Source organism: Mycoplasmopsis arginini (assembly GCF_900660725.1).
Lineage (GTDB): Bacteria > Bacillota_I > Bacilli_A > Mycoplasmatales > Metamycoplasmataceae > Metamycoplasma > Metamycoplasma arginini.
Genome location: NZ_LR215044.1, coordinates 111946 through 128503, shown reverse-complemented (window position 1 = coordinate 128503; position 16558 = coordinate 111946). Strand labels below are relative to the sequence as shown.

Genomic DNA, 16558 nt, shown 5'->3' with positions numbered 1-16558 from the left:
AAACACAAATTTACTTATTTGCGTTTTTAAAAAACTAGTTAAAATCTTCGTTATCTATTTTTTCTTTTTTAAAATTTTGCTTAGCTGGTTCACCATATTTTTTTTCATAATAAATGTCTAAAAGGTCTTGAATAAATTTTTCTCGATCTTGTAGGCTTAAATTAAATCCTGCCATGCCAGATAAAAAAGTTCCATCTTGAACTTGGTCAAGGAAATCTTCAAGCATTTTAACTATTTCATTTTCAGGAACATCAGTATTTAATAAAGAATTAACAAATGTTTCTAAGACAATTTTTCTTGCTTGTTCATGATTTGATTTTGCTCTTTCTTGTGAAGATGATGATTTTGAACCACTCATTTTATTAATTATTTCTTCTTGAGCTTGTTGTAATTTGTTAGGATCATTAATAATGCCTTGTAGTTCTTTAATTCTGGTTGGATCAGACATCATTTGTTCGATTGAAGCCAATTCGTCTCTATCTTCTTCATTTAAATCTTGATCATTGAATAATTTTTTAATTGAAGAAAAGGGGAAATCATCTTGTGCTACAAATTCAGAAGCAACATCATCTAAATAATTCTGATATATATCATCTCTTCACTCATAAATAGAAAATAAGTCTTTTGATATTGTAGATAAGTCTAATCTTAATAATAATTCATAATCATAGTAATTTAAAGATTCTTCATTACTTCATTCAAAAGTTGGATTTAATTGATTAAGAGAAAATGAAACAAAATCCGCCGCTAATAAAGTATCTGCAATTTCCTTACCATAATCTTTAGTTACAAAATAATTATCGATAATTTTATCAGTATCTATTTCAAAATTATGTTGTTTTAAATAGTTAACATTTTTCTCTTTATATTTAATATAACGTTTGCTAAGGTTTGAATCTTTATACTTTGGAGCTTTTGATATAGTAAATTTAAACGAAATTATTGAGTAGTCAGATAGAATAATTGTTAAATAATTTTCATAATTTTCATCATTTAAAAAATTAATATATTTATAAACTAAATACTCATTTTTAATAATCTTGTTGGTTGTGATTTTTTCTTCTAAATTTTTTGGTTGATCAAATAAACTATTAAATTTTTCTGATTCAAAAATTGGATAATAATTTTTTGTTTTATCTCCATAAAAACCTATTATTATTCCCGCTAATTCTTCAAAAGTTAAAGAATCGCTAAAAATAGTTTTTAATTCATTTTTTTCTTGAAAAAAATTAATTAATTCAACATTATCTTTTTTAAAAAACGGTGATAAGTAATTAATTGATTTTACTTTTAATAAATAGTTTTGACCTATTCTTGTTGCTTTCATATTTTATTCTCCTTCTAAAAATTCGTGTAGCATATGTTTTCTTGCAATATTTTTTAAACGATATAAATAATCTAAAATCGCTTCCCCTAAACCATTTTGACTCACATCGCTTGTAAAAAATCTCGCCATTGATAAAGGTTCCTTAGTAGCATTTGCCATTGCATATGAATAATTTGTTAATTTTAACATTGGTGTATCATTATTACTATCGCCAATTGTCATTACTTCATTTAATAATACATTTTCTTTATTATAAACGTTTTCCACCAATCATTTTATTGCTGTTCCCTTGTTTACTCCTAAATAATTTATTTCAACATTACAATGTGTAGGAATAATTTCAATTTTGTCTTTTAAATTTTTTATTTGTTTATAAATTTTTTGTGGATATGTTTGTGAATATGGTTCATCTAATGAATATAACTCAATTTTGATTGGATTAATCTCTTCGCCATTTCAAAGTTTAGGAATTGAGTTTAATTTATCTTGACTAATAAAATGATGTACTAAAACCTCTTTTGTAAGTTCTGGTATTTCTTTTAGATAAAAATAGCTTTTATCATCTCAAAAAATTACTTGTAAATTCATTTTATTAGCAACTTTGATTAGTTCTTTTAAAATTGAAAAATCAATATTTCAACTTTTAATCACTTGTGATTTTTCAACATCATAAATTTCTCCACCCGAAGAACAAAGCAAGTATTTTACTTTTAATTTTTGGGCTAAATCAAGCATTCTTTCTTGAACAGGATTACCTGTGCAGATATTAAAATCAGTGCCATTATTAACCGCAAATAAAACATCCTTTATAGTTTCTTCTTTTAAGTCAAAATTTTTGTAAAGTGTTCCATCAACATCAGAAAAAATAACAGGTTTTTTATTATTTGTGATCGCGTACATTTTATCCCCTTTGTTTATTTAATTTTCTATTTTTTCTTATTTTTAAAAGCTACTTTTTTTCGTTTAATTAATATTGCTATTATTATATATAAAAATAATCCTCCAATAGCAATAGATGGCACTGCATAACTTAGTATTTTTCAAATTTTATTTGAGTTTTTTTGTTGTTCATATTCTTCATTATAAAATCAATGACCATATAAAACGGTTTTGTTTTTTTCTAAATATTTTATTTCATTTATGTTTTTACTCTCATTTAAATATTTTTTTGTCGTTAATCAGCTTCAAACTAATATTGAGGCTTCTGGCATTGGTAATTTTTGGCTTCTAAAAACGACAATTAATTTTTCGTCTTCAGTTTTATTTAAATTATAGCTATTAAGTAAATTATTAAATTCTTCAGATAAATAATTATTTGAAGTTTCAAAATTATCAATTTTAATCGATTCTTTTGATTGCAAATCTTCAGTTTTACTATTTATTTCAATTTCATCTAAACTATGTAATTTTCCATTATTCTTTCATTCAAAAAATGATTCAAATGAAAAATTTTTATATGAGTTTTTTGTTTCGTCTATTGCCTTAGACAATAAAAAATCATTCCAATTTAAATTAATGTATTTGTTTTTTATTATTTCAAAACTTTTATCATTATCATTTTTTTTAATTTGATTCTTATCTTGACAAGAAATAACTACAACTGTAGTTGGTAAAATAGACAACGAACCCAAAGAAGTTAATAATATTTTTCTTATGCTTTTTTTCATATTTTTCATAATTAATTAAAATTTTATAATAAATTAGCTTATTATTTAAATATTAATAAAATAAGATAAATAAGTAGGAGGGATATATGAATAGTATTTTAGTAATTACATTGATAATTACATCAATTCTTTTATTATGCATCATTGGTTTGATTGTATTTTTAGTAATTGAAAGAAGAAATAAACAAAAAAACAATGATTCACTAAATAAACAGGATGAAATTAAATATAAAGAATATTTGCAATATTTTAAAGAAAGTAGTGAACATTTATTTACAAAATTTCAAGGTGACCAAAAGTTAGAAATTGAAAAACAAATTAATCAAAAATTTAATGAAATAAAGGATTTGTTAAATAATAAAAATCAAGAATTCAAAGAAAAATTATTTAATAATATCGATGAAAGATTTTTATCAATTAATAATTTTTTAAAAGATGAAAGTAAAAAACAAAGTCAAGAATTTAATAGTTTATCAAACAAATTAAATGAAAATATTGATAAAAAAATTGACGATATTACAAATGCTAATAAAAAATGATTCGAGGAAATCAAAACAAACATCGACAAACATTTTGAAGATAAACTCACTAAGCAAATCAACGAACATTTCGATAATATTAAAACATCAATGGATGAAATGAATAAAGGGATGACAGAATTTAGTACAATTCAAAAAAGTGTTACCGACCTTAATAAAGCTTTTTCAACTAATAAATACATCGGTAATTTTGGAGAGTTTTCTTTAAAACAAATTTTCGAAAATCATTTTCCAGATTTAAAAGATAAATTATGATTTGAACAATATAATATAAATTCAAAAAATAATGAAAGAGTTGACTTCGCTATTAAAATAAAACAGAAAACAATGGAAAATGAAGAGGTTGAGCAAATTATTCCTATTGATAGTAAATTACCTCTTGACTCATGAAATAAATATGTAAATGAAACAAATAAAGAATTAAAAGAAAAAAATCTTAAAGCTTTTAGAAATAGTATTAAAGAAATGGCAAAAAGCATTAGTGATAAGTACATTAATGTTAATAAAAAAACTACACCATATGCTTTAATGTTTGTTCCTTCTGAATTTATTTATTCTTCAATTCTTCAAGAGTATGATTTTACATCTAAAATTTGAAGAGATCATAGAGTATTTATTTTAGGTCCAACTTTAACAACGGCATTTATTTATAATTTATTTGTTCAAAACCAAAATTTCAAAGTAGCAAAAGATATTGATAAAATTCGAGGATTATTTGTTGAAATCCAAAATAATTACAAAAATATAAATAATAATATCATCGAAAGTTTAAAATCAGTTAATAGTGCTTCAGACAAAATTAAAATTGCTTATAAGAATTCAAGATTAGTTGTTGAAAAAATTAATAAAAACTCCGAAGACTTAAATATTCGAAAAATTGAAATCAAAAAAGACTTAGAAGAAAAATTATTACCCGAAGAAACTTTTGAAAATCAAGAAAAATAAAAAAAATATGCTGCCGGTATTAAGGCAACATATTTTTATTTTAAATTATTTTATAATTTTTGTTACAGTTCCAGCACCAACGGTTCTACCACCTTCACGGATTGAGAATCTTGTACCTTCTTCAACAGCGATAGGAGCGATTAAGGTAACTTTTAATTCAACTGTATCCCCTGGCATAACCATTTCACGTTGTCCGATAAATGCGATACCACCAGTAACGTCTGTTGTACGGAAGTAGAATTGTGGTTTATAGTTTTGGAAGAATGGTGTGTGACGTCCACCTTCTTCTTTTTTAAGAACGTAAACTGTAGCTTCAAATTCTGTGTGAGGAACGATTGTTTTAGGTTTTGCTAAAACTTGACCACGTTCGATTTCTGATCTATCAATACCACGTAGTAATAAACCAGCGTTATCCCCAGCTTGAGCTTCTTTTAAGTTCTTTCTGAACATTTCGATACCAGTAACAACTGTTTTCTTGGTTGGTTTTAGACCAACGATTTCAACTTCCTCGTTAAGAGTTAAAACACCACGTTCAACTCTACCTGTTGCAACTGTTCCACGACCTGTAATTGTGAAAACGTCTTCGATTGCCATTAAGAATGGTTTTTCTGTTTCACGTTTTGGTTCTTCGATGTATGAGTCAACAGCTTCCATTAATTCCATAATTTTATTTTCGTATTCTGCATCACCTTGTAATGCTTTTAGAGCTGAACCAGCGATAACTGGTGTGTTGTCTCCATCAAATCCATATTCGTTTAGTAATCCACGGATATCCATTTCAACTAAACCGATCATTTCTTCTCTTTCTTCCGGGTTGAACATATCAATCTTGTTTAAGAAAACAACAATCTTAGGAACACCAACTTGTTTAGCTAAAAGAATGTGTTCACGTGTTTGAGGCATAGGACCATCTGTAGCAGCAACTACTAAGATAGCACCATCCATTTGAGCAGCACCTGTAATCATGTTTTTAACGTAGTCAGCGTGGCCTGGACAGTCGACGTGAGCATAGTGACGTTTTTCTGTTTGATATTCGATGTGTGAAGTATTAATAGTAATACCACGTGCTTTTTCTTCAGGAGCATTATCGATAGAAGCATAATCTCTAGCTTCTGATAAACCTTTTTTAGATAAAACTGTAGCGATAGCAGCTGTTAATGTTGTTTTACCGTGGTCAACGTGACCGATTGTACCAACGTTAACGTGAGCTTTTGAACGGTCAAAATCTAATTTTGCCATTTTGATTCCTTTCTAATTAAATATTTTTATATATGTTTGATATTTTAATTTTATATAAGATTCAGAAAATCTTGATTAAACGCGTTTAACCACCTAAGCATAGCCTTTCATCTATGTCCTGTCCAAAATTCGTTTAATAATATAAAATTAACAATAAAAATAATTTTAACAAAAATAAAATTTTTATCCAAATAATTTTACCAAAAATAAGGTTTGTTTTTTGATTATATTTTTTGGTTATTCTTATGATAACACACTAAATTAATTAAGTTTATTTTTTGTTCTTAAATTTAGATAAAAAAACATCTTGAATTTTTTTCTCAATTTTAATTATAAATATTTAAATAAAAAACTCTAACTTAATTAGAGTCTTTTAAAATTCTTCCTAAAACAGATTGAAGATTTTCAATTGGAACTGCTTGTAAAACACCGTTTTCTGCTAAAGTGATTCCACCGTTTTCTTCACTAACGATTAATGTTGAAGCATCACACATTTCAGAAATTCCCATTCCAGCACGGTGTCTTGCTCCATATTTATTATCAATGGATTTTTTTGTAATTTTATAATATGTCGCAACATAATAAATTTTATTATTTCTTATAACAACAGCTCCATCATGAAGTGGACTATGCTTATTAAAAATTGAAATTAAAATAGATGAAGAAATATTTGCATCCAAAATAATTCCGTCAGTTCTTAAACCATCTAAATTATCGTTGTTTTCGATCGTTATAATTGCTCCGGTTTTTGTTTTAGACAACTTTTCCAAAGCTTCTTTTAATTGATAAATAATTCTTATTTTAGTTGAATTTCCTAATGTTTTTTTAATAGATTTACTTTTTTTTGTGGCGTTAACAGCAACAATAATATAATTTATAGAAATTATAAGTGCTATTAAGACAACGACGGCTAAAGTAATATATACAGCAGTATCCATTTTTTTACCCCCATTTATTTTTATCTAATTAAGAAGCCCTTTTTGTTAAATAAATAATTAAACCTAAAACAATGCTTTGAATTAAAATAACAAAAACTACAATTAATATTCTTTTTGTTTTACTAATTGGTTTTGCAGGAGAAGATAAAGGCGATTCCGATCAATTATCAAATTCAATATATGTTTGATATTTCATTTGTAATTGTGTTTGTCTTTTTTGCGTTTCTTTAATTAAATCTTTATTTTTTTCATCCATTATGTTCATAAATCTAATTTTTTGAAAAAAATTAAAAATTTCCATTTCGGAATATTCTTTATAAAACTTCGCATTTTTTTTATAAGCTTGAAACTCAGTTATGATTCTTGAAATGCTATCGCTTTCAGGATCATAATTTAGTGTTCTTGTATCTTTTTGCTTTTGTGCCATATTTTTTCTCCTTTATAACATTATAAATTTTAGATAAATTACTTTTTCATCTATTATTTATGTATTATTTATGAATTAAAATAATTTTATTATAATTATCTATATCGTTAAAAATTTTATATTAAATTAGGAGATAAAATGAAAAAAACAATAAAGGATATTGATTTAAAAGGAAAAAAAGTAATTTTAAGAGTTGATTTTAATGTTCCGATTGCAAACGGAATTGTTATGGACACTAAAAGAATTGATGCAGCCATCCCTACAATTAAATATATTTTAGACAATGGCGCTTCTTTAATTATGATTTCGCACTTAGGAAGAATTAAAAGCGAAGAAGATAAGGCAAACAAATCTTTAAAAGTTGTTGTTGAAAAATTCTCACAAATTCTAGGAAAAGAAGTTCAATTTGTACCATTCACTAGAGGAAAAGAAGTTGAAGAAGCAGCTGAAAATTTAAAACCAGGAGAGGTTATTTTCTTAGAAAATACCCGTTTTGAAGATTTAAACGATAAAGCGGAATCAGGAAATAATGAAGAATTAGCAAAATACTGAGCAAGTTTAGGTGATGTTTATGTAAACGATGCTTTTGGCGCCTCACATAGATCACATGCTTCAACAGCAGGAATTGCTAAATTTGTTAAAGAATCAGCATTAGGATTTTTAATGAATGATGAAGTGTCACATTTAGAAAAAATTCTAGATGGTTTTGAAAGACCTTTTGTCGCAATCGTTGGTGGTGCTAAGGTTAGTGATAAAATTAAAGTGTTAGAAAAATTATTCCATATTGCTGATAAGGTTTTAGTAGTTGGTGGTATGGCATATACTTTTCAAAAAGCCTTAGGGCATAAAATTGGAACATCAATTTGTGAAGATGATAGAGTTGAAATGGCAAAACAATATTTAGTTGAATATAAAGATAAAATTGTTTTACCTATTGATAATGCATATACAGATGAATTTGCTGATAAAGTTCCTGCATTTACCACAAAAGATAATATCGACATTCCTGATGGATATATGGGACTTGATATTGGTCCACAATCAGTAGAATTATTTAATGAAGTTATTTCAACAGCAAAAACCATTTTCTGAAATGGTCCTGCTGGTGTAACTGAATTTAAAAACTTCGAAAACGGAACTAAGGGAATTGCAATTGCAATTGCTAACAACCAAGATGCATACTCAGTTGTTGGTGGTGGAGATTCAGTTACTGCAATTAACAAATTAGGTTACCAAAATAAATTTAGTTTTATATCAACAGGTGGTGGTGCTTCTATTGAATTTATCCAAGGTAATAAAATGCCAGGATTTGAAGTAATTCAAGACAAATAATAATTAATTATTAAAAATATAATTTTAAAAATTTTTTTCAAATTTGAAGGCTTTCAATATTTTTGTTGAGAGTAAAAATTAAAAATATGGCGTTCCAGTATACGTAAGTAATCTGGCGCCATATTTTTAATTTTTAGTTTACCTTATTTTTAATAATTTTAATTTAAAGTTTTGCTAAAATTTTAACTATGAAAAATTCTAAATTATCTTTGAAAGAAACACAATTTGCTATTGAAAAATTAAAGGATATTTTTTCACGAAAACTAAGAAAATCTTTAAATTTAACCAGAGTTTCAGCGCCATTATTTTTAAGAAGTTCTAGCGGGCTTAATGATGGGCTTTCCGGTGAACTTCCGGTTATTTTTAAACCTAAAAATATTAACGAAAATATCGAAATTATTCATTCATTAGCAAAATGAAAAAGAGACGCTTTAGCCCGATATAATTTTGGTTTATATGAAGGCATTTATACTGATATGAATGCAATAAGACAACAAGAAGATATAGATTTAACTCATTCATTTTATGTTGATCAATGAGACTGAGAATTGGTTATTAATTCCAATGATCGTAATTTAACATTTCTAAAATCAATTGTTAAAAAAATTTACAAGAGTTTAAAACTTACCGAAAAAACAATTAATAAATTTTATCCATCATTAGACAAAAAATTACCTAAGAACATAACGTTCATTGATTCTGAAGAGCTTTTTAATTTATATCCAAATTTAAGTCCGGAAGAAAGAGAATATGAAGCAGTAAAAAAACATAAAGCAATTTTTATATATAAAATTGGTAATTTACTACCTGATAAAAAGCCTCATTCAAAAAGAGCTAAAGATTATGATGATTGAAATTTAAATGGTGATTTAATTGTATATGACGGTATTAATGACATTGCTTTAGAACTAAGCAGTATGGGAATTAGAGTTAATAAATTATCATTAATTAAACAATATAATTTATTAGAAGAAGAAATTATGCAGATAAGTCCTTACCATAAAAATATAATTGAAGAAAAATTACCACTAACAATCGGTGGAGGAATTGGACAGTCAAGAATTGCTATGTTTTTATTAGAAAAAAATCATATTGGAGAAGTTCAAGTAAGTGTCTGGGATGAAGAAACAAAAAAAGAGGCACTTAAGAATAATATAAATTTATTATAATATCTAAATTTTTCATTTTAAAGATTTAACTATGAATAAAACACGGCTTTTATAAAAAACTTAAAGCTGTGTTTTATTTTGCAATTTTGAAATAGCAAACATCTCCGTCTTTCATTAAATAATTTCTTCCTTCAAGTGACATTTTACCATTTTCTTTAGCGCCTTTTTCGCCATTATATAATATATAATCATCATATTTGATGATTTCAGCCTTAACAAATTTCTTTTCAAAATCTGTATGAATAATTCCGGCACATTCTGCAGCATTCATTCCATTTTTAAAAACTCATGCTCTAGCTTCTATTTCTCCGGCTGTAAAATATGTTGCTTGATTTAAAATGTAAAAACTTTTTGAAATAATTTCATCTAAACCTGATTTTTCAATATTATATTCGCTTAAAAACATTTGTTTTTCTTCTTTTGAAAATGAAGATAATTCATGTTCAATTTTTACCGAGATGGGTATTATAACCTCATTATTTTTTTCAATTTCATTTTTTAATTTTAAAAAGTGTTGAGATTCATTAATATTTTTATAGGTATTAGTATCTAAGTTAGCGACATAAATTGTTGGTTTTATTGATAAAAATTGATAGTTTTTGATTAATAAAAATTCTTCCTCATCAAAAGCAATATTCTTAAGCATTTTTTCTTCAAGTAAATAATCTTTAATTTTTAACAAAATATTATATTCTTTTTTTAGTTCTTCATCTTTAGAATTTAATGCTTTTTTTCCTATTCTATTTAACACATTTTCAACTAGTTGTAAATCAGCTAAAATAAGTTCTAAATTAATAATTTGCAAATCATGAATCGGATCAATTTTATTGTTAACATGAACAATATCATCATTTTCAAAACATCTTATAACATGGACAATAGCATCAACTTCGCGAATATTAGCTAAAAATTTATTTCCTAGACCTTCTCCTTTTGAAGCGCCCTCAACCAAACCGGCAATATCAACAAATTGAAATGTTGCAGGAACAACTTTTTTGGTATTTACAATTTTTGCTAGTTTATATAATCTTTCATCTTCTAAATTTACAATAGCAACATTAGGTTCAATTGTAGTAAAAGCATAATTAGCAGATTCAGCTTCATTTAATGTTAATGCTGAAAATAATGTACTTTTCCCTACATTTGGTAATCCAACAATCCCTGCTTTTAATGACATAAATTAACCTCCATATTTATTAAAATAAATATTAAATATTAATAATTTTAAGCAATTAATAAATCTTTTTTTAACTTTTTTTAAAAAAGCATTTTTGCTTAAAAAATATTTTTTATATAAATTAAGAAAATATTGTTATAATTGTTTCGTAATTAAAAATACATATAGAGTTGTTTAGCTTGACAGCAGTGAAACATGCCAACCTGTTTTTAAAAAAATAAGGTGGATAGTCAGAGATTTAAAATCTAACATGTATCATTAAATGTTTATGTTAATTAAAGCAACTTATTATGTTTAGATAAGTTGCTTTTAATATTTTTAATTATTAATTATAAAAAGGAATAAAAAAAGATGAAAAGATTATTAACTAGTGAATCAGTAGGGGCAGGTCACCCTGATAAAATTTGTGACCAAATTTCTGATGCAATTTTAGATGCAGCCTTAAGCCAAGATAAATATTCCAGAGTTGCTTGTGATGTTATTGCTAATGATAACTTAATTTATGTTGGCGGGCAAGTAACAACAAAAGCAAAAATCAATGTAGAAAAAGAGGCATGAAAAATTTTGGAAAATTTAGGTTATAAAAGAGAGGATTTTAAGATTATTAATGGTATTACAAAACAAAGTGCTGATATCGCTAAAGGTGTCGATAAAGATAATGATAAGGAATTAGGCGCTGGTGACCAAGGAATTTTATTTGGTTATGCAACTGATGAAAATGACTATTTTATGCCTTGACCATTAATCTTGTCTCATGAATTAGTAAAAAGAGCTGAAGGCCTAAGAAGAGAAAATAAATTTCCTTTTGCTAAATCTGATATGAAAAGCCAAGTAACGCTTGAATACGATGATGAATTAAATAAATTTAAAATAAAGAAAGTTTTAATGTCAATTCAACATGAAGAAAATTGTGATTATAAAATATTTAAAGAATTTATTAAAACCAATATTATTAATTTTGTTTTAAAAAAACACGGTTTTAATTTAGATTATGAATTGTTAATTAATCCAACTGGAAGATTTGTAATTGGCGGTCCTATTGGTGATACCGGACTAACCGGAAGAAAAATAATAGTCGATACATATGGTGGCTTTGCTAGACATGGTGGTGGAGCATTTTCGGGAAAAGATGCAACAAAGATTGATCGATCTGCTGCTTATATGGCAAGATATATTGCGAAAAATCTAGTAGCTGCCAACATAGCTAAAAAAGTAGAAATTCAATTATCATATGCAATAGGTCTACCAAGACCACAATCAATTTTTGTTGAAACATTTAGCTCATCAAAATATAGCGAAGAACAGATTATAAAAGCTATTTATAAAATTTTTGATTTAAGCGTTGAAGGAATTATAAAAACTTTAGATTTATTAAAACCAATTTACTTGCAAACATCTACTTTTGGACATTTTGGAAGAAATGATTTAGAACTATCTTGAGAAAAACTTGATAAAATAGAAGAAATTAAAAACTTTTTTGAAAATATATAAACTTAATTATAATTTATATAATTTTCATAGGAGATTAGTTTAATGGTAGAACAATGGACTCCAAACCCATTTGTGCGGGTTCAATTCCTGTATCTCCTGCCATATCAAAGATAATTTGAAATAAAAAACAAGCAGTAAGATTATTAAAAACTTATTTGCTTGTTTTTATTTTTAACTAAGAATTATCGATTGTATTTTTTTCATTATTAGCAATTTTCATTGCTTCTTCCAAATCGAGTCTAGCAGAGTGTATTTAGACATTAAATCATAGATATGATATTCGTAGACATTATCGAAAATGAAATTAATATAATTTGAGCGAGCTTTTTCATAAATACTTTTACTTCAATCAATTTTTTCTCTTAACTCTTCTTTAATTTCAAAATATTTGTTTTCATTTAGTGTGAAAATAAACTCTATAGTGAACCCCAAAAATTGAACTAAAAAAATTAATTCGAATTGCTTTTTATGGAATGATACCTATACTTCTTAGGTGTCATTCTTTTAATTTTGTTTTAAAAAATATTAAAATTATTTTTTAGTAAATAACTATTTATAATATAAAATAATAATTAAATTTAATTTTAAAAAATAATAAAAGAGGCTTAAATGTATAAAAATTTTTCAAAAGGAATGATTGAAATAATAACAGGACCTATGTTTAGTGGTAAGAGTGAAGAGTTATTAAGAAGACTAAGAACTTTATCGTATGCAAAGTTTAATAGTTTAATTATCAAACCGGAATATGATAACCGTTTCTCGGAAAACGAAATAGTAAGCCGTTGCGGTTTAAAACATAAAACATTTTCAATTAAAAAAATTGAAGAAATTTATAATCTATTAAATAAACAAAAATATCAAGCGGTTTTAATTGATGAAGCTCATTTTTTTGGTTTAGATTTAATTAATATTGCTGATGATTTAGCAAATAAAGGATATCTTGTTATTATCGCTGGATTAGATCAAGATTACCAACGTCGCCCTTTTGAACCTATACCAAGTCTTATGGCCATAGCCGAAACAGTAACAAAATTACAAGCAATATGCGTTGTTTGTCAGAATATTGCTTCTACTTCTTACCGTAAAGCAAAAAGTGATGATTTAAATTATCTAGGTGATTATAACGAATATGAAGCTAGATGCCGTAAATGTCATTTATTAGGTGAAAAAGTAAAAAAATAAAATAAAAAAAATGGGGCGTTCGAAGGGGATCGAACCCTCGTATGCCGGAGCCACAACCCGGAGCGTTAACCACTTCGCCACGAACGCCATTTTTATAAATTGCTTTAATATTTTAACATAAATAATTAAATTTAATTAAAAATTAAAAACGTAAGGGCAAAAGAAAAAACACATTGTTAAAAATGTGTTTTCCTAAATTGAAAATTCAAGTGCAACACATTTAAAGTAAAATTTAGATGTGGAACTTGAATTTTTTATATTAATTAAAAAAAGAAAAAAGTTCCATTGGAACGGAAGGAACTCATATGAATTATACAATAAAAAAATATAACCATTTAACAGATTCTGAAAGAATAATTATTGAAAATTACTTAAAGTTAAATTATTCTCTTCGTATGATTTCAAGATTAATTAAACGAAGTGTATCAACCTTAAGTAGGGAAATAAAAAGGAATACAAATGAATTTGGAGTTTATGAATTTAAATATGCTAGTTTAAAAACAAAAGAAAGATTTAGACATAAGTATTATTTTAAATTTGTCGATAACAAAAAATTCAAAAATTTTTCTAAAGCTTTTTTACAAAAATATGACAAAAAGTTTTTTGGCATAAAGTCAACATATAATTATATAAAAACTAAAACAAAGCACTGTTGTCCTTCTTTGAGAACAGTGTTTAATTGAATAAATACTAATAATTGAGTTATAAAAAAGTATCAAAAATTAAGATTATATTATAAAAAAGGTGGTAAAAGAACTGCATCTGTAATAAATCGGCTTGTAAAATCAGCTGATTATGTTTTTCCAATATGAACCCGACCTAAATCTATAGATTTAAGACTTGAGTTTGGACACTGAGAAGCAGATTTGGTTTTAGGAAAAAGAGCAAATGGATATAATAATGTTTTAACTTTAACTGAAAGAAAAACAAGAATTGGGTTTGAAAGAATAATACAAAGCAAATCGCCACATACAATTAATTCAGAACTAAAAAAGATTATAAAAGATAATGGATTACAAGTAAAAACAATAACAATGGACAACGGTATTGAATTTGAAAAAATAGGTATTTTAGCTAGATGAATGAATATAAAAATTTATAGAGCTGAACCTTACGCATCTTTTCAAAGAGGATCAAATGAACATTGAAACGGAATTTTAAGAAGGGAATTTAAAAAAGGATTTAACTTTAATACTATAACGCAAGAAAAATTAGATTCGGTTGTTAACCAAATAAATAATATGACACGCGAAATACTAAATTGGAAAACACCGCTACAAGTGTATTTAGAAAATATTAAATAATAATTATCATCAACAAATATCAGTAAAACAAAAAATTTTTATTTTCATTTGAAAAAATGAACTTTTTTTATTTACTTTTTTTTGATTAAATAATTTAAAAAAAATAAAAAATGTATAATAAAAAAAGCCCAAGGCATTTGTGTTGCACTTGAACTTTCTCTTTGGGAAAACACATTGTTAAAAATGTGTTTTTTTGTTCTAATATTTTGGTTTAAATTTAAAATAATTCAATTTCATGAACATCTATTTTGTCTTTAAATCTAAAAGGAATTACAATTTTTCCATCTGATTTCTTATCAAAGCATAAAGCCGATCTATTAGAACCAGAAACTGCAAATACTATTTCTTGACTAGCTACCATATCTAAAAAATCTCGTGCAAATAAGCCATCACTAAATGCTGTCTTAGCTTTTTTATTGCTTGAACCAAAAGTAAATGTTTTAGTTTTTTTATTGATCTTTAAATAACCAAAATAATTTTTATCTGTTGGACTATCTTTAATTTTAGTTGAAGATAATTTTAAAATCTCAGATTTAATTCTTTCATCAACTTGTGTAGTTAAAATTTCGTTTTTATTAACTTTGTCAATAATAAGTTGCTGAGCAATTTCTTGATCTATAGCTTTTTTAGCTTCTGTTGCTTTAGTAATTGCTGCGGTTAGTTTTTCAGTTGCTGATTTATAGTTTTCTTTTGTTGGATTGTCTGCTGGAACATCAGCCTTGGCAGCAGCAACTTCTTCTTCTAAAGTTTCTTTGATTTGTTGATATTTATTATCATCAGTTGTTAATTGTGTTACTAGTTGTTCTGCTTCACTAACTTTTTCATTATACGCATTTTTAGCTTCTTCAAATTCAGCAATTTCTTGATCTATAGCTTTTTTAGCTTCTGTTGCTTTAGTAATTGCTGCGGTTAGTTTTTCAGTTGCTGATTTATAGTTTTCTTTTGTTGGATTGTCTGCTGGAACATCAGCCTTGGCAGCAGCAACTTCTTCTTCTAAAGTTTCTTTGATTTGTTGATATTTATTATCATCAGTTGTTAATTGTGTTACTAGTTGTTCTGCTTCACTAACTTTTTCATTATATGCGGCTTTTGCTTTAGCTAATTGTTGTTCTGGAGTTTCGGGTTCTTCAGTTTTTGCCTTAATTTCTTCAACCTTTTTAACCAAAACATCTAAAGCATTCTTGATTTGTTCATTGCTTGACTCAGGATTTGATAAAACCGCTTGAGCAGCTTCTAAAGCTAATTTAATTTCAGCTTTTTGAAATTCTTTTAATTCTTTATTTGTTTCTAATTCTTCTTCGAAGATTTTAATTTGATTTGAAAGTTGTTTTTTAGGAGTTTTTCTAGTTATTGTTGTAACAGCTATAGCAACAGATGCTGCTGTAACAGTTGCGGCTAGAAAAGTCAATCCTATTATCAATTTAGTTGATTTTTTCATTTTACCCCCATCTAATAATTTATTGTTTTACATCCTAATTATATATATATATATATATAGAATTGGACAATTTTAATGGATTTTAATGCATTTTTAATATAAAAACATATAAAAACTACCAAAAATGAATTAAAAATAAAATGCAGAAATAATATAATGAACCCCAAAAGTTCTTTCAAATTACTTGGTCCAACTTTTGAGGTTCATTATAGTTGGTGGCTCTTTTTTTAACAACACACTTATTTTTTACACATCTATAAATATCGGGGCGTTCAGGCGAAATAAAAACATCAGCTAAATTAATAACTGATGCTTTAATCACTCTATTTCGTTAGAGTATTATGTAAAATTTTAAATTAAGGAAATTATCATCTTTTGGTATA

Annotated in this window: 14 protein-coding genes and 2 tRNA genes; 7 read left to right on the top strand and 9 right to left on the bottom strand. The window is 26.0% G+C overall.

Going from position 1 to position 16558, the window contains the following annotated elements; translation table 4 throughout:
• Positions 1–34: 34 nt before the first annotated feature.
• The 3 genes from EXC38_RS00575 to EXC38_RS00565 are packed head-to-tail and all read right to left on the bottom strand — an operon-like array spanning position 35 to position 2994.
• Complete coding sequence (locus tag EXC38_RS00575; protein ID WP_129694451.1) at positions 35–1327, bottom strand: hypothetical protein; 1293 nt, start codon at positions 1325–1327, stop codon at positions 35–37.
• A 3-nt stretch (positions 1328–1330) separates the two neighbouring features.
• Positions 1331–2227, bottom strand: a complete 897-nt coding sequence (locus tag EXC38_RS00570) for an HAD-IIB family hydrolase (protein ID WP_129694450.1) — start codon at positions 2225–2227, stop codon at positions 1331–1333.
• A gap of 26 nt (positions 2228–2253) precedes the next feature.
• Complete coding sequence (locus tag EXC38_RS00565) at positions 2254–2994, bottom strand: hypothetical protein (protein WP_109246993.1); 741 nt, start codon at positions 2992–2994, stop codon at positions 2254–2256.
• 86 nt (positions 2995–3080) lie between these two features.
• On the opposite strand from EXC38_RS00565, the gene rmuC reads away from it, so the two are divergent.
• Positions 3081–4478 carry a DNA recombination protein RmuC gene (gene rmuC / locus EXC38_RS00560; protein WP_129694449.1) on the top strand — a complete coding sequence of 466 codons (1398 nt, stop codon included), beginning with the start codon at positions 3081–3083 and terminating at the stop codon, positions 4476–4478.
• 45 nt (positions 4479–4523) lie between these two features.
• Here rmuC and tuf read toward each other — a convergent pair whose 3' ends face one another.
• The 3 genes from tuf to EXC38_RS00545 all read right to left on the bottom strand — a co-directional run bounded on the left by tuf (position 4524) and on the right by EXC38_RS00545 (position 7082).
• Positions 4524–5717: an elongation factor Tu gene (gene tuf, locus EXC38_RS00555; protein WP_129694448.1), complete on the bottom strand. Its 1194-nt coding sequence runs from the start codon at positions 5715–5717 to the stop codon at positions 4524–4526.
• Between the two features lie 359 nt (positions 5718–6076).
• Positions 6077–6655 carry a diadenylate cyclase gene (locus EXC38_RS00550; protein ID WP_109246991.1) on the bottom strand — a complete coding sequence of 193 codons (579 nt, stop codon included), beginning with the start codon at positions 6653–6655 and terminating at the stop codon, positions 6077–6079.
• A gap of 28 nt (positions 6656–6683) precedes the next feature.
• Positions 6684–7082, bottom strand: a complete 399-nt coding sequence (locus tag EXC38_RS00545; protein WP_129694447.1) for a hypothetical protein — start codon at positions 7080–7082, stop codon at positions 6684–6686.
• A gap of 138 nt (positions 7083–7220) precedes the next feature.
• On the opposite strand from EXC38_RS00545, the gene EXC38_RS00540 reads away from it, so the two are divergent.
• Both EXC38_RS00540 and asnA read left to right on the top strand, forming a co-directional pair.
• Complete coding sequence (locus EXC38_RS00540; protein ID WP_109246989.1) at positions 7221–8414, top strand: phosphoglycerate kinase; 1194 nt, start codon at positions 7221–7223, stop codon at positions 8412–8414.
• Positions 8415–8602: 188 nt separating this feature from the next.
• Entirely contained in the window at positions 8603–9583 is a 981-nt protein-coding gene (gene asnA / locus EXC38_RS00535) for an aspartate--ammonia ligase (RefSeq protein ID WP_129694446.1), read from the top strand.
• A 73-nt stretch (positions 9584–9656) separates the two neighbouring features.
• Here asnA and ychF read toward each other — a convergent pair whose 3' ends face one another.
• The gene (ychF, locus tag EXC38_RS00530) at positions 9657–10760 is read right to left on the bottom strand and encodes a redox-regulated ATPase YchF (protein ID WP_129694445.1); all 1104 of its coding nucleotides are present in this window, start codon (positions 10758–10760) and stop codon (positions 9657–9659) included.
• 351 nt (positions 10761–11111) lie between these two features.
• Between ychF and metK the strand changes: the two genes are divergently transcribed.
• From metK to EXC38_RS00515, 3 genes are all read left to right on the top strand, one after another.
• Positions 11112–12251 carry a methionine adenosyltransferase gene (metK, locus tag EXC38_RS00525; RefSeq protein WP_129694444.1) on the top strand — a complete coding sequence of 380 codons (1140 nt, stop codon included), beginning with the start codon at positions 11112–11114 and terminating at the stop codon, positions 12249–12251.
• Positions 12252–12279: 28 nt separating this feature from the next.
• A tRNA-Trp gene (locus EXC38_RS00520) sits at positions 12280–12353 on the top strand.
• A gap of 507 nt (positions 12354–12860) precedes the next feature.
• Positions 12861–13433: a thymidine kinase gene (locus tag EXC38_RS00515; RefSeq protein WP_004415410.1), complete on the top strand. Its 573-nt coding sequence runs from the start codon at positions 12861–12863 to the stop codon at positions 13431–13433.
• Positions 13434–13444: 11 nt separating this feature from the next.
• Here EXC38_RS00515 and EXC38_RS00510 read toward each other — a convergent pair.
• Positions 13445–13520: transfer RNA gene (locus EXC38_RS00510), tRNA-His, on the bottom strand.
• 218 nt (positions 13521–13738) lie between these two features.
• Between EXC38_RS00510 and EXC38_RS00505 the strand changes: the two genes are divergently transcribed.
• On the top strand, positions 13739–14737 hold the full coding sequence (locus tag EXC38_RS00505; RefSeq protein ID WP_129694443.1) for an IS30 family transposase: 999 nt from the start codon (positions 13739–13741) through the stop codon (positions 14735–14737).
• A gap of 217 nt (positions 14738–14954) precedes the next feature.
• Here the strand turns inward: EXC38_RS00505 and EXC38_RS00500 are convergent, their stop codons facing one another.
• Positions 14955–16175 carry a coiled-coil domain-containing protein gene (locus EXC38_RS00500; protein ID WP_129694442.1) on the bottom strand — a complete coding sequence of 407 codons (1221 nt, stop codon included), beginning with the start codon at positions 16173–16175 and terminating at the stop codon, positions 14955–14957.
• Positions 16176–16558: the final 383 nt, after the last annotated feature.